The organism is Priestia sp. BR_2, assembly GCF_041954005.1.
GTDB classification, from domain to species: Bacteria; Bacillota; Bacilli; order Paenibacillales; family Paenibacillaceae; genus Paenibacillus_AQ; species Paenibacillus_AQ lautus_A.
Genome location: NZ_JAVFHM010000092.1, coordinates 1 through 768 on the forward strand (window position 1 = coordinate 1; position 768 = coordinate 768).

A 768-nucleotide genomic window follows, 5' to 3' on the forward strand; every position below is an offset into this window, starting at 1 on the left:
TAATATAGCTAATGAAATATATTTTGAATTTAGATAATCAAACATTTTAATTTAAAGAGAACCTCTTATGTACAGGTTCTCTTTCTACCGATAATCTGGACTATGTTAACTAAGATTGTATATGGTATATAAAAAGAGAAACCTCCTGATAAAGTAACAGGAGGTTTCTGAATCATTACAAGGATTTATATATAGTTTTGAATAGTTTTGTAATCTAAGGAAGTTGCTTGTAGTGTATTTTTAAAAATTGCGACCATATTATCTCCAGAATGATATTCCTTTAAAGCGTCTGTATCTTTTAAAATATTTCCTGTTAGAATGCATAATGCGGTCTCGTCCTTATCAATTTTCTGCTGATCCACTAACTTTTTCAATCCGGCAACTGTAGCTGCAGAAGCTGGCTCACATCCAATCCCACTTCTATCTATAATAGCTTTTGCATTAAGAATTTCAATGTCTGATACGGAAGCTGTAATTCCATTTGTTTCTTTTAAAGCATGTTTCGCCTTCTTCCAACTTGGTGGATTTCCAATATTCAATGCAGAAGCTCTAGTGTATGGAGATCCATCAGGTATAAGTTCTTTCATTTTCTGATCTATCATTTGGTGAAATGGACTCGCCCCTTCTGCCTGTATAATTGCCATCCTCGGAAGTTTATCTATCAATCCAAGTGTAAATAAATCATTTAGTCCTTTACCTAGCGCTGTTGCGTTACTTAAAGCTCCATCAGGTACAACAATCCAATCTGGTAAGTTCCAACTTAGATAT

At 33.9% G+C, this 768-nt stretch carries 1 protein-coding gene; it reads right to left on the reverse strand.

What is annotated here, in order from left to right; all coding sequences use genetic code 11:
- Positions 1-185: 185 nt before the first annotated feature.
- Positions 186-768, reverse strand: a 583-nt coding sequence (locus RB298_RS02605; protein WP_486045603.1) for a pyridoxal-phosphate dependent enzyme, incomplete at its 5' end; no start/stop codon positions are given.